Here is a 22885-nt window from a genome sequence, read left to right as displayed (position 1 = left end):
GCCCGGCCCAGAGTGCTTCTTCCTCTCGGGGCGGCTCCTCCAACCGGGTCCGCGCCCGCCTGGCCCGGCTGGGCGTCCAGCGCTCCAGCCCGTACAACCCGGTGCTGGAGCCGCTGCTGCGGATAGTGCGCGGCAACGACCCCAAGGCGGACGCCGCCACCCTCCGCCAGATCGAGGGGGCCTACCAGGTCGCCGAGCGCTGGCACCGGGGCCAGAAGCGCAAGAGCGGCGACCCCTACATCACCCACCCGCTCGCCGTGACCACCATCCTCGCCGAACTGGGCATGGATCCGGCCACCTTGATGGCGGGGCTGCTGCACGACACCGTCGAGGACACCGAGTACGGGCTGGACACCCTGCGCCGGGACTTCGGCGACCAGGTGGCGCTGCTGGTGGACGGCGTCACCAAGCTGGACAAGGTCAAGTTCGGTGAGGCCGCGCAGGCCGAGACGGTCCGCAAGATGGTCGTCGCCATGGCCAAGGACCCCCGGGTCCTGGTGATCAAGCTGGCCGACCGGCTGCACAACATGCGCACCATGCGCTACCTGAAGCGGGAGAAGCAGGAGAAGAAGGCCCGCGAGACGCTGGAGATCTACGCCCCGCTGGCGCACCGGCTGGGCATGAACACCATCAAGTGGGAGCTGGAGGACCTCGCCTTCGCGATCCTCTACCCCAAGATGTACGACGAGATCGTCCGGCTGGTCGCCGAGCGGGCGCCCAAGCGCGACGAGTACCTGGCCGTCGTCACCGACCAGGTGCAGGGCGACCTGCGCGCGGCCCGGATCAAGGCCACCGTCACCGGGCGCCCCAAGCACTACTACTCCGTGTACCAGAAGATGATCGTGCGGGGCCGGGACTTCGCCGAGATCTACGACCTGGTGGGCATCCGGGTCCTGGTCGACACCGTCCGCGACTGCTACGCGGCGCTGGGCACCATCCACGCGCGGTGGAACCCGGTGCCGGGGCGGTTCAAGGACTACATCGCGATGCCCAAGTTCAACATGTACCAGTCGCTGCACACCACCGTCATAGGGCCCAGCGGCAAGCCGGTCGAGCTGCAGATCCGCACCTTCGACATGCACCGCCGCGCCGAGTACGGCATCGCCGCGCACTGGAAGTACAAGCAGGAGGCCGTGGCCGGAGCCTCCAAGGTGCGTACGGACGTGCCGCGCAAGGGCGGCAAGGACGACGCCGTCAACGACATGGCCTGGCTGCGGCAGCTGCTGGACTGGCAGAAGGAGACCGAGGACCCCGGCGAGTTCCTGGAGTCGCTGCGCTTCGACCTGTCCCGCAACGAGGTCTTCGTCTTCACCCCCAAGGGCGATGTGATCGCCCTGCCGGCCGGCGCCACCCCCGTCGACTTCGCGTACGCGGTGCACACCGAGGTCGGGCACCGCACCATAGGGGCCCGGGTCAACGGACGCCTGGTGCCGCTGGAGTCCACCCTGGACAACGGCGACCTGGTGGAGGTCTTCACCTCCAAGGCGGACGGCGCCGGCCCGTCCCGGGACTGGCTGAGCTTCGTCAAGTCCCCGCGCGCCCGGAACAAGATCCGCGCCTGGTTCTCCAAGGAGCGCCGCGACGAGGCGATCGAGCACGGCAAGGACGCCATCGTGCGGGCCATGCGCAAGCAGAACCTGCCGATCCAGCGCATCCTCACCGGCGACTCGCTGGTCACCCTCGCCCACGAGATGCGCTACCCGGACATCTCCTCGCTGTACGCGGCGATCGGCGAGGGCCATGTCTCGGCGCAGAGCGTGGTGCAGAAGCTGGTCCAGGCCCTCGGCGGCGAGGAGGCGGCCAACGAGGACATCGCCGAGAGCGCGCCGATCCGCACCCGCACCAAGCGCCGCTCCAGCGCCGACCCGGGCGTGGTGGTCAAGGGCGTCGAGGACGTCTGGGTGAAGCTGGCCCGCTGCTGCACCCCGGTGCCCGGCGACCCGATCATCGGCTTCGTCACCCGCGGCAGCGGCGTCTCGGTGCACCGCGCGGACTGCGTCAACGTGGACTCGCTCTCCCAGCAGCCCGAGCGCATCCTGGACGTCGAGTGGGCGCCCACCCAGTCCTCGGTCTTCCTGGTCGCCATCCAGGTCGAGGCGCTGGACCGGTCCCGGCTGCTGTCGGACGTCACCCGGGTCCTGTCCGACCAGCACGTCAACATCCTGTCGGCGGCCGTGCAGACCTCCCGCGACCGGGTGGCCACCTCCCGCTTCACCTTCGAGATGGGCGACCCCAAGCACCTGGGGCACGTGCTCAAGGCGGTGCGCTCCGTGGAGGGCGTCTACGACGTGTACCGGGTGACCTCCGCACGCCAGCGCTGAACCGTGCGGCGGGGCGGACACCGCCCCGCCGCCGGGGGAGCGGGACACGGCAGCGGACCGGAGGAACCCGGAGCGGCCCCTCGCCGGGAGAACGGACAGCGGCCCCGGCCGGTCGATGACACCATCGACCGGCCGGGGCCGCCACCTCAGGTCCGCGGACCTCAGCCGCCGAACTCCTCCAGGCCCTTCAGCGCCTGGTCGAGCAGCGCCTGGCGGCCCTCAAGCTCCTTGGCGAGCTTGTCCGCCTTGGCGTTGTTGCCGGCCGCCCGCGCGGCGTCGACCTGGCCGCGCAGCTTGTCCACCGCGTCCTGAAGCTGCCCGGTCAGGCCCTGCGCACGGGCCCGCGCCTCGGGGTTGGTGCGCCGCCACTCGGCCTCCTCGGCCTCCTGGATGGCCCGCTCCACCGCGTGCATCCGGCCCTCGATCTTCGGCCGGGCGTCCCGCGGCACATGCCCGATGGCCTCCCACCGCTCGTTGATGGAGCGGAAGGCCGCCCGGGCCCCCTTGAGGTCCGAGATCGGCAGGAGCTTCTCGGCCTCGACGGCCAGCTCCTCCTTGAGCGTCAGGTTCTCCCGCTGCTCGGCGTCGCGCTCGGCGAACACCTCGCCGCGTGCCTGGAAGAAGACGTCCTGGGCGCCGCGGAAGCGGTTCCACAGATCGTCCTCGGCCTCGCGCTGGGCCCGGCCGGCGGCCTTCCAGTCGGCCATCAGCTCCCGGTAGCGCGCGGCGGTGGCCCCCAGTCGGTGGACGCGGACAGCGCCTCGGCCTCGGCGACCAGCTTCTCCTTGGCCTTGCGGGCCTCCTCGCGCTGGGCGTCCAGCGAGGCGAAGTGGGCCTTGCGGCGCTTGGAGAACGCCGAGCGGGCGTGCGAGAAGCGGTGCCACAGCTCGTCATCGGACTTGCGGTCCAGCCGGGGCAGGCCCTTCCAGGTGTCCACCAGGGCGCGCAGCCGCTCGCCGGCCACCCGCCACTGGTCGCTGGCGGCCAGCTCCTCGGCCTCGGCGACCAGCGCCTCCTTGGCCTGGCGGGCCTCCTCGGACTGCTTGGCCTTGGCGACCTTGCGCTCCTCGCGGCGCGCCTCGACCTCGGTGACGAGCGTGTCCAGCCGCTTGCCCAGCGCGGCCAGGTCGCCGACCGCGTGGTGCTCGTCGACCTGCCGGCGCAGGTGGTCGATGGCGGTCATCGCGTCCTTGGCCGACAGGTCGGTGGTCCTGACCCGGCGCTCCAGGAGGCCGATCTCGACGACCAGGCCCTCGTACTTGCGCTCGAAGTAGGCCAGGGCCTCCTCGGGAGTGCCCGCCTGCCACGACCCGACGACCTGCTCGCCGTCCGCGGTACGCACGTACACGGTCCCCGTCTCGTCGACGCGGCCCCATGGGTCGCTGCTCACAGCGCCTCCTCCACATGATGCCGCCACGGGCGTGCGGCCCGCGGGCATCGTCCACAGTTTCTTCCGGCCGAGCCGCGCCCTGACCGGTCCGACGAGCTGCTGCTACCCGCCGACCGGTGCCGGGGGTGATGTGCTGTCCCGCGCAGGGCGGCAGCCGTCGGAGCGGGCACCCTGCACAACGCCAACATAGGCGACCGGTGGGTCGGCTGTCCGCATCCAGCGCGACCCAAATCAGTCCTTCTCGACGACGGCCTTCTCGACGGTGACCGCCTGCTGGGGAGCGCCGTCGGGCTTGCCGCCCTTCACTCCCGCGGCGGCGACCGCGCGCACCGCCTTCAGCCCGTCCGCGTCCATCTTTCCGAACGGGGTGAACGCGGGCGGCAGCTTGCTGTCCTTGTACACCAGGAAGAACTGGCTGCCGGCGGTGTGCGGGGCGTTGCGGTTGGCCATCGCCACGGTGCCCGCCGGGTAGGTCACCCGCCCGTCGGCGCCGGGCTTGCCGAGGCCGTCCAGGTTCTCGTCCGGGAGCGTGTAGCCGGGGCCGCCCCGGCCGTCGCCCTGCGGGTCGCCGCACTGCAGCACATAGATGTTCTCGGTGGTCAGCCGGTGGCAGGTGGTGTCGTCGAAGAAGCCCTTGGCGGCCAGGTGCTGGAAGGAGTTGACCGTGTGCGGGGTCTTCGCCGCGTCCATGGCGATGGCGACGTCCCCGCGGTCGGTCCGCAGGTCCATGGTGTACCGGGCCTTCTTGTCGATGGTCATCGACGGCTCGGGCTTCTCGGTCGGGGTGGGCTGCTCGGCGGGCTCGGTGGGCCCGCCGCCGTCGGACTTCCCGCCGTCGCCGCCCAGCGCGCCGGCCGCGGCGGCGGTGACGCCCGCGGCCAGTACCAGGGCGAGACCGGTGGCGATCACCACGTTGCGGCGGCGCGCCTTGCGCTGCGCCGCCTCCCGGCGCTGCTGCTGCCGCTCCGCCTTCTCCCGTGCGAGCTGCCTCCGCCGCTGCTCGTTACTGACCACCGAGGACTCCTCCGAGATACGTCGTGACATCGACCCGTCGTTCCGTCGATCACCTGGCCGTACCGTATACGGGTTCGCCGCCGGCCCACCCGCGCCGGTAGGCTCTGCGGCAGCCGGAAATCTTCCGCCGACGACTGTGAGAAGGACGATCGTGCTCATTGCCGGGTTCCCCGCCGGGGCCTGGGGGACCAACTGCTACCTGGTCGCCCCCGCCGCCGGTGAGGAGTGCGTGATCATCGACCCGGGCCACCAGGCGGCCCAGGGCGTCGAGGAGACCCTCGCCAAGCATCGGCTCAAGCCCGTCGCCGTCGTCCTCACCCATGGCCACATCGACCACGTCGCCTCGGTGGTGCCGGTCTGCGGCGCCCATGACGTACCGGCCTACATCCATCCCGAGGACCGCTACATGATGAGCGACCCGGAGAAGGCGCTGGGCCGGTCCATCGGTATGCCGCTGCTGGGCGAGCTGACCGTGGGGGAGCCGGACGACGTGCACGAGCTGGCCGACGGCAGCCGGCTGAACCTCGCGGGACTGGAGCTGACGGTCGCCCACGCGCCCGGCCATACCAAGGGGTCGGTGACCTTCAGGATGCCCGAACAGGCGGACATCCCGCCCGTCTTCTTCTCGGGCGACCTGCTGTTCGCCGGCTCCATCGGACGCACCGACCTGCCCGGGGGCAGCCACGCCGACATACTCGAGTCGCTGGCCCGGGTGTGCCTGCCGCTCGACGACTCGACCGTGGTGCTCTCCGGCCACGGCCCCCAGACCAGCATCGGCCGCGAGCGCGCCACCAACCCGTATCTGCGGCAGGTGGCCGCCGGCCTCGGAAGCGGCACCCCGACCGCCGCTCCGCGACGAGGAATGTGACAAGAACCTTCGTGAGTACCTTCAAGGCCCCTCGGGGCACCTATGACCTGATTCCGCCGGTCTCCGCCACTTTTCTGGCGGTACGCGAGGCCCTCGCCGCGCCGCTGAAGCGTGCCGGCTACGGCTACATGGAGACCCCCGGCTTCGAGAACGTCGAGCTGTTCGCGCGCGGTGTCGGCGAGTCCACCGACATCGTCACCAAGGAGATGTACACCCTCACCACCAAGGGCGGCGACCAGCTGGCGCTGCGCCCCGAAGGCACCGCCTCGGTGCTGCGCGCCGCGCTGGAGGCCAATCTCCACAAGGGCGGCAACCTGCCGGTCAAGCTCTGGTACTCCGGCTCGTACTACCGCTACGAGCGCCCGCAGAAGGGCCGCTACCGCCACTTCTCGCAGGTCGGTGCCGAGGCCATCGGTGCCGAGGACCCGGCCCTGGACGCCGAGCTGATCATCCTGGCCGTGGACGCCTACCGCTCCCTGGGCCTGAGGAACTTCCGGCTGCTGCTGAACTCGCTGGGCGACAAGGAGTGCCGCCCCGCCTACCGGGCCGCCCTCCAGGAGTTCCTGCGCGGGCTCGACCTGGACGAGGACACCCGGCGCCGGGTGGAGATCAACCCGCTGCGGGTCCTGGACGACAAGCGGGAGGCGGTCCAGCAGCAGCTCACCGGCGCCCCGCTGCTCCGCGACCACCTGTGCGAGGCGTGCAAGGCCTACCACGAGCAGGTCCGCGAGCTGCTCACCGCGGCCGGCGTGGCCTACCAGGACGACCCCAAGCTGGTGCGCGGCCTGGACTACTACACCCGCACCACCTTCGAGTTCGTGCACGACGGCCTCGGCTCGCAGTCCGCGGTCGGCGGCGGCGGGCGCTACGACGGCCTCTCCGAGATGATCGGCGGCCCCGAGCTGCCGTCGGTCGGCTGGGCGCTGGGCGTGGACCGCACCGTGCTGGCCCTGGAGGCCGAGGGCATCGAGCTGGAGCTGCCCGCCCCCACCAGCGTGTACGCGGTGCCGCTGGGCGAGGAGGCGCGCCGTGCGCTGTTCGGCGTGGTCACCGAGCTGCGCCGGGCCGGCATCGCCACCGACTTCGCCTTCGGCGGGCGCGGCCTGAAGGGCGCCATGAAGGGGGCCAACCGCTCCGGTGCCCGGTTCGCGGTCATCGCCGGCGAGCGGGACCTCGCCGAGGGCGTGATCCAGCTCAAGGACCTGGAGTCGGGCGAGCAGACCCCGGTGCCGCTGGCCTCCGTCGCCGAGGAGCTCCGCGACCGCCTCGGCTAGCCCACCGAGTGCTCGGCACCCCGGGCCCGTACCGCCACCGCGGTACGGGCCCGCCCGCGTCCGGGGCCGGTCCACCGGGCCCTTCGGCGTCATCTCCGGGCGCTGGGATTCATCCGGCGGGGCGATCCTCCATCCGGTGACACCGGACCCCGCCGTGCCGGCCGGGGCACGGCCCGGTCGGCGATACCCGCCAGGTCGGGGGCGGGGACGGCGGGGACGGTGAGGAAACGGTGCGTGGTGCACGCTTATGTCCAACGAACGACGGACACGGCAGGATGGTCCGGGCTGCCACGGGGCGGTCACGAGGGCGTCGGTGGGGCACAATGACCCTGCCTCTCAGGGCGACAGCACACTTGGCGTGCGGCATGGCCGCGTGGTTGCGGGAGCGACGGATCGGGATATGGCGACGACAGTGATGGACGGCGTGGACACGGACGAGGCGGGGGACGAGTCCCCGGCGAGGGTCGGCAGCGGCCGCGCCTTCGGGTGGCTGCTGGTGATCACCGGTGCGCTGGGGCTGCTCGCCGCCTGGGTCATCACGATCGACAAGAACAAGATCCTGGAAGCCAAGGTCGCGGGGAAGACCTTCACCCCCGGGTGCAGCCTCAACCCGATCGTCTCCTGCGGCAACATCATGGAGAGCAAGCAGGCCCAGGCGTTCGGCTTCCCGAACCCGATGATGGGACTGGTCGCCTACGGCATCGTGATCTGCGTGGGCATGTCGCTGCTGTCCGGCGCCCGGTTCCCGCGCTGGTACTGGCTGACCTTCAACGCGGGCTGCCTGTTCGGTGTCGGATTCTGCACCTGGCTCCAGTACCAGTCGCTGTACGTGATCGGCTCCCTGTGCCTGTGGTGCTGCCTGGCCTGGGCCGCCACCATCGTGATGTTCTGCTACGTCACCGGCTACAACATCAAGCACAACTTCCTGCCCGCCCCCGCGGGCCTGCGCCGCGGGCTGCTGGAGTTCCACTGGGTGGTGCCGGTGCTGTGGATGGGCGTCATCGGCATGCTGATCCTCACCAGGTGGTGGGACTTCTGGACCGGCGGCCAGGTCTGACCGGTCCGGCCCCGGCCCGTCTGTCAGTGGGGTGACATAGGCTTCCCGCGTGGAGCCAGACCTGTTCACCGCCGCCGCCGAGGACCGCCAGGAGAAGGATCCGGCGGGCAGTCCGCTGGCCGTGCGGATGCGCCCGCGCACCCTCGACGAGGTCGTGGGCCAGCAGCACCTGCTGCGGCCCGGCTCCCCGCTGCGCAGACTGGTCGGCGGCGCCGAGGGCCCGGCCGGCCCCTCCTCGGTGATCCTCTGGGGCCCGCCCGGCATCGGCAAGACCACCCTGGCGTACGTGGTCAGCAAGGCCACCGACAAGCGCTTCGTCGAGCTGTCCGCCATCACCGCCGGGGTCAAGGAGGTGCGGGCGGTCATCGACGGCGCCCGGCGCTCCTCCGGCGCGTACGGCCGGGACACCGTGCTCTTCCTGGACGAGATCCACCGCTTCAGCAAGGCCCAGCAGGACTCGCTGCTGCCCGCCGTGGAGAACCGCTGGGTCACCCTGATCGCGGCCACCACCGAGAACCCGTACTTCTCGGTGATCTCCCCGCTGCTCTCCCGCTCGCTGCTGCTCACCCTGGAGCCGCTCACCGACGACGACCTGCGCTCGCTGCTGCACCGGGCCCTCACCGAGGAGCGTGGTCTGGGCGGGGCCGTCTCGCTGCCCGAGGACGCGGAGGGCCATCTGCTGCGGATCGCCGGCGGGGACGCCCGCCGGGCGCTGACCGCCCTGGAGGCCGGCGCAGGCGCCGCACTGGCCAAGGGCGAGGAGGAGATCACGCTCGGCACCCTGGAGGAGGCGGTCGACCGGGCGGCGGTGAAGTACGACCGCTCCGGCGACCAGCACTACGACGTGGCGAGCGCGCTGATCAAGTCCATCCGCGGCTCGGACGTGGACGCGGCGCTGCACTACCTGGCCCGGATGATCGAGGCGGGGGAGGACCCCCGGTTCATCGCCCGGCGCCTGATGATCTCCGCCAGCGAGGACATCGGCCTGGCCGACCCCACCGCCCTGCCCACCGCGGTGGCCGCGGCCCAGGCGGTGGCCCTGATCGGCTTCCCGGAGGCCGCGCTCACCCTCAGCCACGCCACCATCGCGCTGGCCCTGGCCCCCAAGTCCAACTCCGCCACCACGGCGATAGGGGCGGCCCTGGAGGACGTTCGCAAGGGGCTCGCCGGCCCGGTGCCGGCGCATCTGCGCGACGGCCACTACCAGGGCGCCAAGAAGCTCGGGCACGCCCAGGGCTACCTCTACCCGCACGATCTGCCGGGCGGGATCGCGGCCCAGCAGTACGCCCCGGACGCCCTGCGGGACAAGCGCTACTACCAGCCCACCCGCTACGGCGCCGAGGCGCGGTACGCGGACGTGGTGGAGCGGGTCCGGCAGCGGCTGCGCGGAGACCGGCCCCAGGGGGACGCGGCCCCCTGAGCCCGCGCCGGGACGGTCAGTGGGGTCCGTGCGGCCGGGCCCGCACATGCATGCGCTCGCCCTGCGGCCCGAAGAGGCTCAGCACCTCCACCGATCCCTGACCGGTGGAGCCGAACCAGTGCGGCAGCCGGGTGTCGAACTCGGCGGCCTCCCCCGGGGCGAGCACGAGGTCGTGCTCGGCGAGCACCAGCCGCAGTCTGCCGTGGAGCACGTAGAGCCACTCGTAGCCCTCGTGGGTGCGCGGTTCGGCCTCGCTGCGGGTGGCGTCGATGACCATCTTGAACGCCTGCAGGCCGCCCGGCTGCCGGGTCAGCGGCACCACCGTGGAGTCCCCGCGCCGCACCGGCTTCAGCCGCACCCGCGGATCCCCCACCGGCGGTGCGCCGACCAGCTCGTCCAGCGGCACCTGATGGGCCTGGGCGATCGGCAGCAGCAGCTCCAGGCTCGGTCTGCGCTGCCCGGACTCCAGCCGGGAGAGCGTGCTGACCGAGATGCCGGTGGACTGGGAGAGGGCGGACAGGGTGCAGCCGCGCTCCCGGCGCAGCCGCCTCAGCCGCGGCCCCACCGCGGCGAGCACCTCGTCCATCCCGCCGTCCGCCGCACTGTCCGTCGCCTCGTCCATGCCGGGAGTCTATTGCGGGAACGGCAACAGGACTTGCCACTCCCCGAGGAGTGCGGGCAGGGTCGCCCCGGAGGTGCTACGCGATGCATGACAACGACTTCGACTGGGCCGCGATGGCCGACCTGCTGGAACTGGAGGGGGAGGCGCACAGCTCGTATGTGCGGCAGGCCCTCGACGATCTCGCCGAGCTGCCCGATCTGGACCCGCGCCGGATCCTGGACATCGGCAGCGGCCCGGGGGTGGCCGCCTGCCGGATGGCGGAGGCCTTCCCGCGGGCCGAGGTCACCGCGGTGGACGGGACGCCGGAGCTGCTGGCCCGGGCCGAGCAGCGGGCCGCGCGGCTGGGGGTGCGGCTGCGGACCGAGTCGGCCGAGTTCCCGGAGGGGCTGACCGGCCTGGGAACGGCGGACCTGGTGTGGTCCGGGCACGTCGTCCACCACGTCGGCGACCAGCAGGACGCGCTGCGCCGGCTGACCGCGCTGCTGGAGCCCGGCGGCGTGCTGGCCATCGTGGAGGGCGGGCTGCCGATCCGCCGCCTCCCGCGCGACCTGGGCTTCGGGCGACCTGGGCTGGAGGCCCGGCTGGACGCGGTGTCGGCCGAGCGCTTCGCGCGGATGCGCGCCGAACTCCCCGGCTCGGTCGCGGTCGTCGAGGACTGGCCGGGCATGCTGCGCGCCGCCGGCCTCACCGAGGTGCACAGCAGGACCTACCTGGTGGACCACCCCGCCCCGCTGGCCGAGGGCCCGCGCCGTACGGTGCGGCGCGCGCTGGAGCGGCACCGCGCCGTGCTCGGCGAGCTGCTGGACGCCGAGGACGCGGCGACCCTGGACCGGCTGCTGGACCCGGACGACCCGGCGGGCGTGGACCAGCGTGAGGACCTGTACCTGCTGACCGCGGAGACCGTGCACTTCGGACGCCGCGCCAAGGGCTGACCGACCACCCGGGCCGGCCGCCTGGGCCGGCCACCGTCCGGGCCCGCCACCGCCTGGGCCGTCTACCGTGCGGGTCGGCCACCACCAGGGCCTGCCACCGCCCGGGCCACCCGCCCCGCGCCGCAGGGACTCGGGTCGCCCCGGCCGTCGGGCCGTCCGCCGGCCCGGCTCCCGGCGCCCCCTGAGCAGCGCCCCCGCAGGCGGTACGGGGTGAGCCGACCGGTGGCGGCGGGGTACCGGCGGTCGGGGCCGCGCCCGGGCTCGTGATCTCCATCACGCGGGCCGGTCGGCCCTTGCGGGCACGGGCGCCCGGCCGGACCGCCAAGGACCCGTCGCACAACGGAAATAGCAGGTCATCGGCGGGGATCCGGAGGCGCGCGGCGGGTTCCGCGGGGGCGAGGGCGCCGCCGTTCCCGGGGCCGGGCACCGCCGGCGACGCCGTAGCCTGGAGGGAACCGAGAGATGCGTACACGCTCCGCCGCCGTGGGCCGCGGGGCGTCTTCCATGGGGCGCGGCTGACTCTTCTCGGCGCCGTGAGGCACCGAGCGGAGGGATCCCCGGTCGAGGCGCGCCATCCCTCAGTTAAGGTAAGGCTCACCTAATTAGTTCGGAGGTTCGTTCCCCGTGAACCAGTCGCGTCCCAAGGTCAAGAAGTCGCGTGCGCTCGGCATCGCGCTGACCCCCAAGGCTGTGAAGTACTTCGAGGCCCGCCCGTACCCGCCGGGTGAGCACGGCCGCGGCCGCAAGCAGAACAGCGACTACAAGGTCCGCCTGCTGGAGAAGCAGCGCCTGCGGGCCCAGTACGACATCAGCGAGCGCCAGATGGCCCGCGCCTACGACCGCGCCCGCAAGGTCGAGGGCAAGACCGGCGAGGCGCTGATCATCGAGCTCGAGCGCCGTCTGGACGCGCTCGTCCTGCGCTCCGGCCTGGCCCGCACCATCTACCAGGCCCGCCAGATGGTCGTGCACGGCCACATCGAGGTCAACGGCCGCAAGGTCGACAAGCCGTCCTTCCGGGTCCGCCCGGACGACGTGGTGATGGTCCGCGAGCGCAGCCGCGAGAAGCACCCCTTCCAGGTCGCCCGCGAGGGCGGTTACGCCCTGGACGGCGAGACCCCGCGCTACCTGCAGGTCAACCTCCAGGCCCTGGCGTTCCGCCTGGACCGCGACCCGCAGCGCAAGGAGATCCCGGTGATCTGCGACGAGCAGCTCGTCGTCGAGTACTACGCCCGCTGACCCGGCGGCGCGCACCACTTCGCGCACCCGGCCCGCGAGCCCCCGACCCCGGTCGGTGGGGACGCGGGCCGTTTCGCGTCCCCGTCCCCGTCCGCCGGGGCCGGCCGTCCGGCGGGGAACACCCGGCGTACCGAGGGGTACGCGGACCGTACAATCCCGCCGGAGGGCCGGGCCCCAGGGCCGCCGCCGGCACCGGGTTATCCGGTACGGGCGCGCGGCCCCGGCGCGATAAAGTCGAACCCAGCCATACGACGACCTGCAAGGAGCGGTGCAACGTGTCCGGTGGAGAGGTGGCCGGGATCCTGGTGGCCGTCTTCTGGGCGATCCTCGTGTCGTTCCTCGCGCTCGCGCTGGTACGGCTCGCGCAGACCCTCAAGGCCGCCACCAAGCTGGTCGCGGACGTGACCGAACAGGCGGTCCCGCTGCTCAGCGAGGCATCCGCCACCGTGCGGTCCGCCAACACCCAGCTGGCCCGGGTGGACTCGATCGCGGCGGACGTGCAGGAGGTCACCGCGAACGCCTCCGCGCTCTCCTCGACCGTGTCCTCCGCCTTCGGCGGACCGCTGGTCAAGGTCGCCGCGTTCGGCTACGGGGTGCGCCGCGCCATCGGCCGAAAGGCCGCCGCGCCCGAGCCGGGCGCGCGGTCCGAGCGTGCCGACCGCACGGTCCTTGTTGGCAAGACCCTGCCGTCCGCCCGCCTGGGCGGTCGCCGCAACCGCGCATCGAAGGGCTGAGGGGCCGCCATGTTCCGCCGCACGTTCTGGTTCACCACCGGCGTCGCAGCCGGCGTCTGGGCCACCGCCAAGGTCAACCGCAAGCTCGCCCAGCTCGCCCCGGAGAGCCTGGCGGCCCAGGCCGCCGACCGGGCGGTGCTCGCGGGCCGGCGGGTCAAGCTGTTCGCCCTCGACGTACGCGACGGCATGGCCGACCGCGAGGCCGCGCTCCGGGACGCCCTGGGCCTGGCCGCACCGCCCGACCCCGAGCCGGCCGCGGACCCCGGCCGCCCCCGGCTCGTCCAGACCTATCCCGCCAACCACCGCACCACTGGAAATGAGGACCACTGATGGAGTCGGCTGAAATCCGCCGCCGCTGGCTGCGCTTCTTCGAGGAGCGCGGGCACACCGTCGTGCCGTCGGCGTCGCTCATCGCGGACGACCCGACGCTGCTGCTGGTCCCCGCGGGCATGGTGCCCTTCAAGCCCTACTTCCTGGGCGAGGTCAAGCCGCCCTTCCCGCGCGCCACCAGCGTGCAGAAGTGCGTGCGCACCCCGGACATCGAAGAGGTCGGCAAGACCACCCGGCACGGCACGTTCTTCCAGATGTGCGGCAACTTCTCCTTCGGCGACTACTTCAAGGAAGGCGCCATCAAGCTCGCCTGGGAGCTGCTGACCACCCCGGTGGCGGACGGCGGCTACGGGCTGGAGCCGGAGAAGCTCTGGATCACCGTCTACAAGGACGACGACGAGGCCGAGCGCATCTGGCGCGAGGTCGTCGGGGTGCCCGCCGAGCGCATCCAGCGGCTCGGCATGGGCCCCAACTTCTGGTCCATGGGCGTGCCCGGCCCCTGCGGCCCCTGCTCCGAGATCAACTACGACCGGGGCCCCGAGTTCGGCGAGGAGGGCGGCCCGGCCGTCAACGACGAGCGCTACGTGGAGATCTGGAACCTGGTCTTCATGCAGTACGAGCGCGGCGCCGGCTCGGGCAAGGAGGACTTCCCGATCCTGGGCGACCTGCCCAGCAAGAACATCGACACCGGTCTCGGCCTCGAGCGCCTCGCCATGATCCTGCAGGGCGTGCAGAACATGTACGAGACCGACACCCTGCGCGTGGTGATGGACAAGGCCACCGAGCTCACCGGGGTCCGCTACGGCGCCGCCGACACCTCCGACGTCTCGCTGCGCGTGGTCGCCGACCACCTGCGCACCTCGGTCATGCTCATCGGCGACGGCGTCACCCCCGGCAACGAGGGCCGCGGCTATGTGCTGCGCCGCATCATGCGCCGCGCCATCCGCAACATGCGGCTGCTGGGCGCCACCGAGCCGGTGGTGGGCGCGCTGGTCGACACCGTCATCACCACGATGGGCGAGCAGTACCCGGAGCTGGTCACCGACCGCAAGCGCATCGAGACGGTGGCCCTCGCCGAGGAGACCGCGTTCCTCAAGACGCTCAAGGCCGGCACCAACATCCTCGACACCGCCGTCACCGAGACCAAGGCCGGCGGCGGCACCGTGCTCGCCGGTGACAAGGCGTTCCTGCTCCACGACACCTGGGGCTTCCCGATCGACCTCACCCTGGAGATGGCCGCCGAGCAGGGGCTGTCCGTGGACGAGGCGGGCTTCCGCCGCCTGATGAAGGAGCAGCGGGAGCGCGCCAAGGCCGACGCCAAGGCCAAGAAGACCGGCCACGCCGACCTGTCGGCCTACCGCGAGGTCGCCGACACCGCCGGCACCACCGTCTTCACCGGCTACACCGGCACCGAGGGCGAGGCCACCGTGGTCGGCCTGCTGGTCGACGGCCTGCCCTCGCCCGCCGCCGCCGAGGGCGACGAGGTCGAGGTGGTCCTGGACCGCACGCCGTTCTACGCCGAGGGCGGCGGCCAGCTCGCCGACAGCGGCCGGATCCGGCTGGACTCCGGCGCCGTGGTGGAGGTCCGGGACGTCCAGCAGCCGGTGCCCGGCGTCAGCGTGCACAAGGGCGTCGTCCAGGTCGGCGAGGTCACCCTGGGCGCCGCCGCCCACGCCGCCATCGACGTCAAGCGCCGCCGGGCCATCGCCCGCGCCCACAGCGCCACCCACCTGACCCACCAGGCGCTGCGCGACGCCCTGGGCCCGACCGCCGCCCAGGCCGGTTCGGAGAACTCCCCGGGCCGCTTCCGCTTCGACTTCGGCTCGCCCAGTGCCGTGCCCGGCACCGTGCTGACCGACGTCGAGCAGAAGATCAACGAGGTGCTCGCCCGCGAACTCGACGTGCAGGCTGAGATCATGAGCCTGGACGACGCCAAGAAGCAGGGCGCCATCGCCGAGTTCGGCGAGAAGTACGGCGAGCAGGTCCGCGTGGTCAGCATCGGCGACTTCTCCAAGGAGCTGTGCGGCGGCACCCATGTGGGCAACACCGCCCAGCTCGGCCTGGTCAAGCTGCTGGGCGAGTCCTCCATCGGCTCCGGGGTGCGCCGTATCGAGGCCCTGGTCGGCGTGGACGCCTACAACTTCCTGGCCCGCGAGGCCACCGTGGTCGCCCAGCTGACCAACCTGGTCAAGGGCCGCTCGGAGGAGCTGCCGGAGAAGATCGCCGGGATGCTCGCCAAGCTGAAGGACGCGGAGAAGGAGATCGAGCGGTTCCGCGCCGAGAAGGTGCTGCAGGCCGCCGCCGGACTCGCCGAGGGCGCCCGCGACGTACGCGGCGTGGCCCTGGTCACCGGTCAGGTGCCGGACGGAACCACCGCCGACGACCTGCGCAAGCTGGTCCTGGACGTGCGCGGCCGCATTCCCGCCGACCGCCCGTCCGTGGTGGCCCTGTTCACCACCGCGGGCGGCCGTCCGCTGACCGTGATCGCCACCAACGAGGCGGCCCGCGAGCGCGGCCTGAAGGCCGGCGACCTGGTGCGTACCGCCGCCAAGACCCTCGGTGGCGGCGGTGGCGGCAAGCCGGACGTGGCCCAGGGCGGCGGCCAGAACCCGGAGGCGGTCGGCGAGGCCATCGCCGCCGTCGAGCGCCTCGTGGCCGAGCAGGCATGAGCTGGCGGCGCGGCCGGCGGATCGCCGTCGACGTCGGGGACGCCCGGATCGGGGTCGCCAGCTGCGACCCCGACGGGATCCTGGCGACCCCGGTGGAGACCGTGCCGGGACGTGACGTCCCGGCCGCCCAGCGGCGGCTGACGGCGATCGTCGAGGAGTACGAGCCCATCGAGGTGGTGGTCGGGCTGCCCCGCTCGCTCAGCGGGCGGGAGGGCCCGGCCGCGGCCAAGGTGCGCGCCTTCGCGCAGAACCTGGCCAGGCGGGTGGCGCCGGTGCCGGTGCGGCTGGTCGACGAGCGGATGACCACCGTCACCGCGGCCCAGTCGATGCGGGCCTCGGGCGTCAGCGCCAAGAAGGGCCGCGCCTCGGTCGATCAGGCCGCGGCCGTGGTGATCCTGCAGAGCGCGCTGGAGACCGAACGGGTGTCCGGCATGCCACCCGGAGAGGGCGTCGAGGTCGCCCTCTGATCGCGATACGGTAACGTTCCGCGCGTCCAAGGCAGCCACCGGCGCCCGCCAGTAGCGCACGCGCCCCCTTGCTGCCGACCCGCGGAACTAGGGGATCGATGACTGAGTACGACCGGGGCCCCGGCTCCCAACCCTGGCACCCCGAGGACCCCCTGTACGGGGACCCGGGGTGGCAGGGCCAGCAGGCCGGGGTCGGTCATGATCCCTACGCTCAGGCCCCGCTGGGGCAGCAGCCCTACGGGCAGCCCCAGCAGGGCCACCAGCCGTACGACCCGCAGCAGCACGGGCAGCACCCCGGCCCTCAGCAGGGGCAGCAGCCGTACGAGCAGTACCCAGGCGGGCAGGACGGGTACGGGCAGCAGCACCCCTACGACGCCGGCTACCCCGGCGAGCCGTACCCCGAGGCATACCCCCAGCAGGGCGCTCCGCGGCAGGGCCACCAGCAGCAGGGCCAGCAGCAGTGGGCGGGTGGCCCGGCCGGGCATCCGCAGGCCCAGGCCCAGTACGGCAACGGCGGCTGGGACCCCGGCTACCAGGGCCAGGAGCCGGCCGATCCGTATTTCTCAGGTTCCTCTGGTTCCTCTGGTTCCTCTGGTTCCTCCGGGTCCCGCTGGGAGGTGCCCCCGGAGCAGGCCGACCCGTACGCCGGCGGGCAGCAGGACCACTACGCGGCCGAGAGCGCCTATCCGCCGCCCGGCCCGTCCTACCCGCACCACGGCGGCGAGGCGCCCGACCCGCGACAGGCCGAGCCGGCGCTCGCCGGAGCCCCGGGCGGCCCCGGGGGCCCGGTGGCAGGGGCCGACGGCCCCGAGGCCGACCTGGCCGCGCAGCCACCCGGCACCGTACTGCCGGACCGGCAGGCGGAGGAGTTCCCCGCGGAGCACCCCGACGAGCACGCCGAGGACCCCGACGAGGACCCCGACCAGGAGGAGACCGCGGGCGGCGGCCGGGAGGGCCGCGGCAAGCAGCCCAAGCGCCGCAACGGCATGGCCTGCCTGGTGGTCGCCGTGGTGCTGACCGGACTGGTCGGCGGTGGCGGCTACTACGGCTACCAGTTCTGGCAGAGCCGCTTCGGAGCGCCGCCGGACTACTCCGGCGAGGGCACCGGCCAGGTGGCCATCGAGGTGCCCAAGGGCGCGGTCGTCGCCGACATCGGCAACATCCTCAAGCGCGCGGGCGTGGTCAAGAGCACCGACGCCTTCATCGAGGCCGCGGGCAAGGACGACCGCGGCCAGCGCATCCAGCCCGGCTCGTACACCCTGCGCAGGCACATGTCGGCCGAGGCGGCGGTGACCATGATGACCGACCCGGCCAGCATGAACGCGCTGATCGTGACCGAGGGCATGCGCAATGCCAACGTCTACACGGCCATCGACAAGAAGCTGCACCTCAAGCCGGGCACCACCAAGGGCGTCGCCAAGAGCCAGGTCAAGAACCTGGGGCTGCCCGACTGGGCGGACGACAACGCGAAGATAAGGGACCCGCTGGAGGGCTTCCTCTACCCCGGCCGCTACAGCGCCGCCAAGGGCGCCAAGCCCGCCACCGTGCTGCGCGAGATGGTCAAGAACGCCAAGGTGCAGTACGCCAAGTACGACCTGGCCGGCAAGGCCGAGGAACTGGGCCTGGACTCCCCGCTCCAGCTGGTCACCGTCGCCAGCCTGGTACAGGCCGAGGGCGTGACCCACGACGACTTCCGGAAGATGGCCGAGGTGGTCTACAACCGCCTCAAGCCGGACAACGTGCAGACCTTCGGCCAGCTCCAGTTCGACTCGACGTACAACTACATCAAGAACCAGAGCAAGATCGACATCTCACTGGCCGAGATCAAGAACTTCGACCACCCCTACAACACCTACTTCTACAAGGGGTTGCCGCCCGGTCCCATCGGCAACCCGGGCGATGTGGCGCTCAAGGCGGCCCAGAACCCCAGCCACGACGGCTGGTACTACTTCATCTCGCTGGACGGCAGGACCACCAAGTTCACCAAGACCCTCGCCGACCACGACAAGCTGGTGAACGAGTTCAACAAGAACCGGCAGGGAAACTGAGGAGCCGGCACACCATGACGTACAACCGCAGAGCGGGAGTGCTCGGCTCGCCCATCGCCCACTCCCTCTCCCCGGTCCTGCACCGCACCGCCTACGCCGAGCTGGGCCTGACCGGGTGGACCTACCACCGCTTCGAGGTCGACGAGGCCGGGCTGCCCGACTTCGTCCGCGGCCTGGACCGCCGGGTATGGGCCGGGCTGTCGCTGACCATGCCGCTCAAGCGCGCGGTCATCCCGCTGCTGGACGAGATCGGCCACACCGCCGCCGCGGTGGAGGCGGTCAACACGGTGGTCTTCGCCGAGGACGGCCGCAGCATCGGCGACAACACCGACATCCCCGGCATGGTGGCCGCACTGCGCGAGCGCGGCATCGAACAGGTGGACAGCGCCGCCGTGCTGGGTGCGGGGGCCACCGCCGCCTCCGCGCTCGCCGCGCTCTCCCGGGTCTGCACCGGCGAGGTCACCGCGTATGTGCGCAAGGCCGCCCGGGCGGTCGAGATGCGGCAGTGGGGCGACCGGCTGGGCGTGGCGGTGCGCACCGCCGACTGGTCCGACGCCGCCCGGGCGTTCGGCGCCCCGCTGGTGATCGCGACCACCCCGGCAGGCGCCACCGACGCACTCTCCGAGGCCGTCCCGGACCGGCCGGGCACCCTCTTCGACGTCCTCTACGACCCGTGGCCGACCCCGCTGGCCGCCGCCTGGGCGGCCCGCGGCGGCGCGGTGCTCGGCGGTCTGGACCTGCTGGTCCACCAGGCCGGGCTCCAGGTGGAGCAGATGACCGGCCGGGCGCCGGCGCCGCTGGCCGCGATGCGCGCGGCCGGCGAGCAGGCGCTGGCGGCCCGCCAGGGCTGAGCCACCGGGTCCATCTGCTGAGACCGTGTCCGGGTCATGCCGCGGACGTGGGAGGATCGGGGTGGCGGCCGGGCCGCGCCCCCGGCGCGCCGTCTGTCGCCGAGGCGCGCGCAAGAGGAGCACCGTTGAGCAGGTTGCGCTGGCTGACCGCGGGGGAGTCGCACGGCCCCGCGCTGGTCGCGACGCTGGAGGGACTCCCCGCCGGAGTGCCCGTCACCACGGAGATGGTGGCGGACGCGCTGGCCAGGCGGCGGCTCGGTTATGGGCGCGGTGCCCGGATGAAGTTCGAGCGCGACGAGGTCACCTTCCTCGGCGGCGTACGGCACGGTCTGACCCTGGGCAGCCCGGTGGCGATCATGGTCGGCAACACCGAGTGGCCCAAGTGGGAGCAGGTGATGGCCGCCGACCCGGTGGACGAGGAGACCCTGGCCGGGCTGGCCCGCAACGCCCCGCTCACCCGCCCCCGCCCCGGCCACGCCGACCTCGCCGGGATGCAGAAGTACGGCTTCGACGAGGCCCGGCCGATCCTGGAGCGCGCCAGCGCCCGGGAGACCGCCGCCCGCGTGGCGCTGGGCAGCGTCGCCCGCTCCTACCTCAAGGAGACGGCCGGCATCGAGATCGTCTCCCATGTGGTGGAGCTGGCCTCCGCCAAGGCGCCCTACGGCGTCCACCCGGTGCCCGCCGACGTGGCGCGGCTCGACGCCGACCCGGTGCGCTGCCTGGACCCGGACGCCAGCGAGGCGATGGTGGCCGAGATCGACCGGGCCCACAAGGACGGCGACACCCTGGGCGGTGTGGTCGAGGTCCTGGCCTACGGGGTGCCAGTGGGCCTGGGCTCGCATGTGCACTGGGACCGGCGGCTGGACGCCCGACTGGCCGCGGCCCTGATGGGCATCCAGGCCATCAAGGGCGTGGAGGTCGGCGACGGCTTCGAGCTGGCCCGGGTGCCCGGCTCCCAGGCGCACGACGAGATCCACGCCACCAGCGAGGGCATCCGGCGCGCCTCCGGCCGCTCCGGCGGCACCGAGGGCGGGCTGACCACCGGCGAGCTGCTGCGCGTGCGGGCCGCGATGAAGCCCATCGCCACCGTGCCGCGCGCGCTGGCCACCGTGGACGTCTCCACCGGCGAGGCCGCCCAGGCCCACCACCAGCGCTCGGACGTCTGCGCGGTGCCGGCCGCCGGCATCGTGGCCGAGGCGATGGTCGCCCTGGTGCTGGCCGACGCGGTGGCCGAGAAGTTCGGCGGCGACAGCGTCCCCGAGACCCGGCGCAACGTGCGGGGCTACCTCGACCACCTGACGATCCGATGAGCGGCCCGGCGGTCGTCCTGGTCGGCCCGATGGGGGTCGGCAAGACCACGGTGGGCCGGCTGCTCGCGGAGCGGCTCGGCACCACCTTCCGCGACACCGACGCCGACATCGTCGCGGCCACCGGCAAGGAGATCTCGGAGATCTTCATCGAGGACGGCGAGCCGCACTTCCGCGAGCTGGAGCGGCAGGCCGTGCGGGAGGCGGTCGCCGACCACCCCGGGGTGCTGGCGCTGGGCGGCGGCGCGGTGCTGGACGAGGGCACCCGGGCACTGCTCGCCGGGCTGCCGGTGGTCTTCCTGGAGATGGGCGTGGCCGAGGCCGTCCGGCGCACCGGCCTGGACACCCCCCGCCCGCTGCTGATGATCAACCCCCGGCAGCGCTGGCGCGAGCTGATGGAGCAGCGCCGCCCGTACTACACCGAGGTGGCGCGCGCCCAGGTCTCCGCCGAGGGCCGCACCCCCGACGAGGTCGCCGAGGCGGTCCTCGACGCACTGGAACTGAGGAAGGCATGACCAGCGACACCACACCCACCCGGATCCAGGTCGGGGGAAGCAGCGGCAGCGACCCCTACGAGGTGCTGGTCGGCCACCAGCTGCTGGGCGAGCTCCCCGCCCTGATCGGGGAGCGTGCGAAGCGGGTGGCGATCATCCATCCCGAGGCGCTGGCCGGCACCGGGGACGCCATCCGCGACGACCTTGCCGCCCAGGGCTACGAGGCCATCGCCATCCAGGTGCCCAACGCCGAGGAGGCCAAGACCGCCGAGGTCGCCGCGTACTGCTGGAAGGCGCTCGGGCAGACCGGCTTCACCCGCACCGACGTGATCGTCGGCGTGGGCGGCGGCGCCACCACCGACCTGGCGGGCTTCGTGGCCGCCAGCTGGCTGCGCGGGGTGCGCTGGGTCGCCGTACCCACCACGGTGCTCGGCATGGTGGACGCCGCGGTCGGCGGCAAGACCGGCATCAACACCGCGGAGGGCAAGAACCTGGTGGGCGCCTTCCACCCGCCCGCCGGGGTGCTCTGCGACCTGGCCGCGCTGGAGTCCCTGCCGGTCCACGACTACGTCAGCGGACTGGCCGAGATCATCAAGGCCGGCTTCATCGCCGACCCGGTGATCCTCGACCTCATCGAGGCCGACCCGGCCGCCGCCCGCACCCCCGCCGGGCCGCACACCGCCGAGCTGATCGAGCGGTCCATCCGGGTCAAGGCCGAGGTGGTCTCCGCCGACCTCAAGGAGTCCGGGCCGCGGGAGATCCTCAACTACGGCCACACCCTGGCGCACGCCATCGAGAAGAACGAGCGCTACAACTGGCGGCACGGCGCCGCCGTCTCGGTGGGCATGCTCTTCGCCGCCGAGCTCGGCCGGCTCGCGGGCCGGCTGGACGATGCCACCGCCGACCGGCACCGCCGCGTGCTGGAGTCCGTCGGCCTGCCGGTGAGCTACCGCTACGACCAGTGGCCGCGGCTGCTGGAGGCCATGAAGGTGGACAAGAAGTCGCGGGGCGACCTGCTGCGCTTCATCGTGCTGAACGGCCTGGCCAAGCCCATCGTGCTGGAGGGCCCGGACCCGGCCGTGCTGCTCGCCGCCTACGGGGAGGTCGCCGAGTGACCCGCCGGGTGCTGGTGCTCAACGGCCCCAACCTGGGGCGGCTGGGCAGCCGGGAGCCGGATGTGTACGGCGCCACCTCCTATGCCGGGCTGGTCGAGGAGTGCACCGTGCTCGGCAGGGAGCTCGGCCTCGCGGTGGAGGTGCGCGAGACCAACGACGAGGGCGAGATGATCCGCTGGCTGCACGAGGCGGCGGACGGCCGGATCCCGGTGGTGATCAACCCCGGCGCCTTCACCCACTACGCGTACGGCATGCGGGACGCGGCGGCCCAGCGCACCGCGCCGCTGATCGAGGTGCACATCTCCAATCCGCACGCGCGTGAGGAGTTCCGTCACAACTCTGTCATCGCTGCGGTCGCCAGCGGCACCATCGCCGGCTTCGGAATCGGCTCCTACCGGCTCGCCCTGCGCGCGCTGGCGGGTGAATTGTCCGACTGACGGTGTTTTCCGGGGGCACCCGGCGGCTCCTGACCGGCCCGACCGGTCACCGGTACAGTGGCGCCCGCGGCCGGGGGCGCCCTTCGGCGCCGGACGGGGCAGGTACGGTTCGGTAGGACCGGCCCAACGGCCACGCCGGCGACCCGGTCGTCGAACAGATCGCCGTACGAGACGGAGTGCCACCGGATGCAGCACCCAGTGGGAGCCCCGCTGCCACCGCCCCATGGGCCAGGGCAGCCACCCGGTGCCGACTGGACCCAGGACGCGAGCCACCACCCGGCACCGCCCCCCGGCCATCC

19 protein-coding genes and 1 pseudogene are annotated in these 22885 nt (G+C 72.7%); 17 read left to right on the top strand and 3 right to left on the bottom strand.

Annotation, left to right across the window (positions count from 1 at the left end):
- The coding region (locus tag E4099_RS10820) for a RelA/SpoT family protein (RefSeq protein ID WP_135338774.1) at window positions 1-2321 on the top strand (2321 nt) is incomplete at its 5' end.
- A gap of 161 nt (window positions 2322-2482) precedes the next feature.
- Here the strand turns inward: E4099_RS10820 and E4099_RS10815 are convergent.
- Window positions 2483-3711: pseudogene (locus E4099_RS10815) on the bottom strand (DUF349 domain-containing protein).
- Between the two features lie 231 nt (window positions 3712-3942).
- Entirely contained in the window at window positions 3943-4725 is a 783-nt protein-coding gene (locus E4099_RS10810; RefSeq protein WP_135338776.1) for a peptidylprolyl isomerase, read from the bottom strand.
- 151 nt (window positions 4726-4876) lie between these two features.
- On the opposite strand from E4099_RS10810, the gene E4099_RS10805 reads away from it, so the two are divergent.
- From E4099_RS10805 to E4099_RS10790, 4 genes are all read left to right on the top strand, one after another.
- Window positions 4877-5593, top strand: coding sequence for an MBL fold metallo-hydrolase (locus E4099_RS10805; protein WP_135338773.1), 717 nt, complete (start codon window positions 4877-4879; stop codon window positions 5591-5593).
- A gap of 11 nt (window positions 5594-5604) precedes the next feature.
- Window positions 5605-6867 (top strand): histidine--tRNA ligase, encoded by a 1263-nt coding sequence (gene hisS, locus E4099_RS10800; protein ID WP_135338772.1) that lies wholly within the window; start codon window positions 5605-5607, stop codon window positions 6865-6867.
- Between the two features lie 400 nt (window positions 6868-7267).
- Entirely contained in the window at window positions 7268-7924 is a 657-nt protein-coding gene (locus E4099_RS10795; protein WP_135338771.1) for a vitamin K epoxide reductase family protein, read from the top strand.
- 49 nt (window positions 7925-7973) lie between these two features.
- Window positions 7974-9344, top strand: a complete 1371-nt coding sequence (locus tag E4099_RS10790) for a replication-associated recombination protein A (RefSeq protein WP_135338770.1) — start codon at window positions 7974-7976, stop codon at window positions 9342-9344.
- A 16-nt stretch (window positions 9345-9360) separates the two neighbouring features.
- On the opposite strand, the gene E4099_RS10785 is transcribed toward E4099_RS10790, so the two are convergent.
- Window positions 9361-9966 (bottom strand): helix-turn-helix domain-containing protein, encoded by a 606-nt coding sequence (locus E4099_RS10785; protein WP_245244749.1) that lies wholly within the window; start codon window positions 9964-9966, stop codon window positions 9361-9363.
- 83 nt (window positions 9967-10049) lie between these two features.
- Here E4099_RS10785 and E4099_RS10780 point away from each other — a divergent pair, with 83 nt between their 5' ends.
- From E4099_RS10780 to aroQ, 12 genes are all read left to right on the top strand, one after another.
- A complete protein-coding gene (locus E4099_RS10780; RefSeq protein ID WP_135338769.1) occupies window positions 10050-10898 on the top strand; it encodes a class I SAM-dependent methyltransferase in 849 nt (282 codons plus the stop codon).
- Window positions 10899-11522: 624 nt separating this feature from the next.
- A complete protein-coding gene (gene rpsD, locus E4099_RS10775) occupies window positions 11523-12134 on the top strand; it encodes a 30S ribosomal protein S4 (RefSeq protein WP_135338768.1) in 612 nt (203 codons plus the stop codon).
- A 275-nt stretch (window positions 12135-12409) separates the two neighbouring features.
- The gene (locus E4099_RS10770) at window positions 12410-12868 is read left to right on the top strand and encodes a DUF948 domain-containing protein (protein ID WP_135338767.1); all 459 of its coding nucleotides are present in this window, start codon (window positions 12410-12412) and stop codon (window positions 12866-12868) included.
- 9 nt (window positions 12869-12877) lie between these two features.
- Window positions 12878-13198: a DUF6167 family protein gene (locus E4099_RS10765; RefSeq protein WP_245244748.1), complete on the top strand. Its 321-nt coding sequence runs from the start codon at window positions 12878-12880 to the stop codon at window positions 13196-13198.
- Window positions 13198-15867, top strand: a complete 2670-nt coding sequence (alaS, locus tag E4099_RS10760; RefSeq protein ID WP_135338766.1) for an alanine--tRNA ligase — start codon at window positions 13198-13200, stop codon at window positions 15865-15867. The genes E4099_RS10765 and alaS overlap by 1 nt, the downstream gene beginning before the upstream one ends.
- Window positions 15864-16334: a Holliday junction resolvase RuvX gene (gene ruvX, locus E4099_RS10755; protein WP_135338765.1), complete on the top strand. Its 471-nt coding sequence runs from the start codon at window positions 15864-15866 to the stop codon at window positions 16332-16334. Before alaS ends, ruvX begins: the two co-directional genes overlap by 4 nt.
- 98 nt (window positions 16335-16432) lie before the next feature.
- A complete protein-coding gene (gene mltG, locus E4099_RS10750; protein ID WP_135338764.1) occupies window positions 16433-18382 on the top strand; it encodes an endolytic transglycosylase MltG in 1950 nt (649 codons plus the stop codon).
- Window positions 18383-18396: 14 nt separating this feature from the next.
- On the top strand, window positions 18397-19233 hold the full coding sequence (locus tag E4099_RS10745; protein ID WP_135338763.1) for a shikimate dehydrogenase: 837 nt from the start codon (window positions 18397-18399) through the stop codon (window positions 19231-19233).
- 125 nt (window positions 19234-19358) lie between these two features.
- Window positions 19359-20543 carry a chorismate synthase gene (aroC, locus tag E4099_RS10740; RefSeq protein ID WP_135338762.1) on the top strand — a complete coding sequence of 395 codons (1185 nt, stop codon included), beginning with the start codon at window positions 19359-19361 and terminating at the stop codon, window positions 20541-20543.
- Window positions 20540-21055 carry a shikimate kinase gene (locus E4099_RS10735; protein ID WP_135338761.1) on the top strand — a complete coding sequence of 172 codons (516 nt, stop codon included), beginning with the start codon at window positions 20540-20542 and terminating at the stop codon, window positions 21053-21055. Before aroC ends, E4099_RS10735 begins: the two co-directional genes overlap by 4 nt.
- Window positions 21052-22149, top strand: coding sequence for a 3-dehydroquinate synthase (aroB, locus tag E4099_RS10730; RefSeq protein WP_135338760.1), 1098 nt, complete (start codon window positions 21052-21054; stop codon window positions 22147-22149). The genes E4099_RS10735 and aroB overlap by 4 nt, the downstream gene beginning before the upstream one ends.
- Window positions 22146-22586: a type II 3-dehydroquinate dehydratase gene (gene aroQ / locus E4099_RS10725; protein ID WP_135338759.1), complete on the top strand. Its 441-nt coding sequence runs from the start codon at window positions 22146-22148 to the stop codon at window positions 22584-22586. Before aroB ends, aroQ begins: the two co-directional genes overlap by 4 nt.
- Window positions 22587-22885: the final 299 nt, after the last annotated feature.

This window comes from Streptomyces palmae, from assembly GCF_004684805.1.
GTDB classification, from domain to species: domain Bacteria; phylum Actinomycetota; class Actinomycetes; order Streptomycetales; family Streptomycetaceae; genus Streptomyces; species Streptomyces palmae.
Note: the sequence above shows the minus strand (reverse complement) of the source record. Positions and strands in the feature narration are given on the sequence as shown.

Bases quoted from the DNA above. Each gene is read 5' to 3' on its own strand.
- E4099_RS10795 (WP_135338771.1), top strand. From the start codon at position 7,268: ATGGCGACGACAGTGATGGACGGCGTGGACACGGACGAGGCGGGGGAC.
- E4099_RS10735 (WP_135338761.1), top strand. From the start codon at position 20,540: ATGAGCGGCCCGGCGGTCGTCCTGGTCGGCCCGATGGGGGTCGGCAAG.
- E4099_RS10765 (WP_245244748.1), top strand. From the start codon at position 12,878: ATGTTCCGCCGCACGTTCTGGTTCACCACCGGCGTCGCAGCCGGCGTC.
- ruvX (WP_135338765.1), top strand. From the start codon at position 15,864: ATGAGCTGGCGGCGCGGCCGGCGGATCGCCGTCGACGTCGGGGACGCC.
- E4099_RS10785 (WP_245244749.1), bottom strand. From the start codon at position 9,966: ATGGACGAGGCGACGGACAGTGCGGCGGACGGCGGGATGGACGAGGTG.
- mltG (WP_135338764.1), top strand. From the start codon at position 16,433: ATGACTGAGTACGACCGGGGCCCCGGCTCCCAACCCTGGCACCCCGAG.
- E4099_RS10780 (WP_135338769.1), top strand. From the start codon at position 10,050: ATGCATGACAACGACTTCGACTGGGCCGCGATGGCCGACCTGCTGGAA.
- E4099_RS10745 (WP_135338763.1), top strand. From the start codon at position 18,397: ATGACGTACAACCGCAGAGCGGGAGTGCTCGGCTCGCCCATCGCCCAC.
- aroB (WP_135338760.1), top strand. From the start codon at position 21,052: ATGACCAGCGACACCACACCCACCCGGATCCAGGTCGGGGGAAGCAGC.
- alaS (WP_135338766.1), top strand. From the start codon at position 13,198: ATGGAGTCGGCTGAAATCCGCCGCCGCTGGCTGCGCTTCTTCGAGGAG.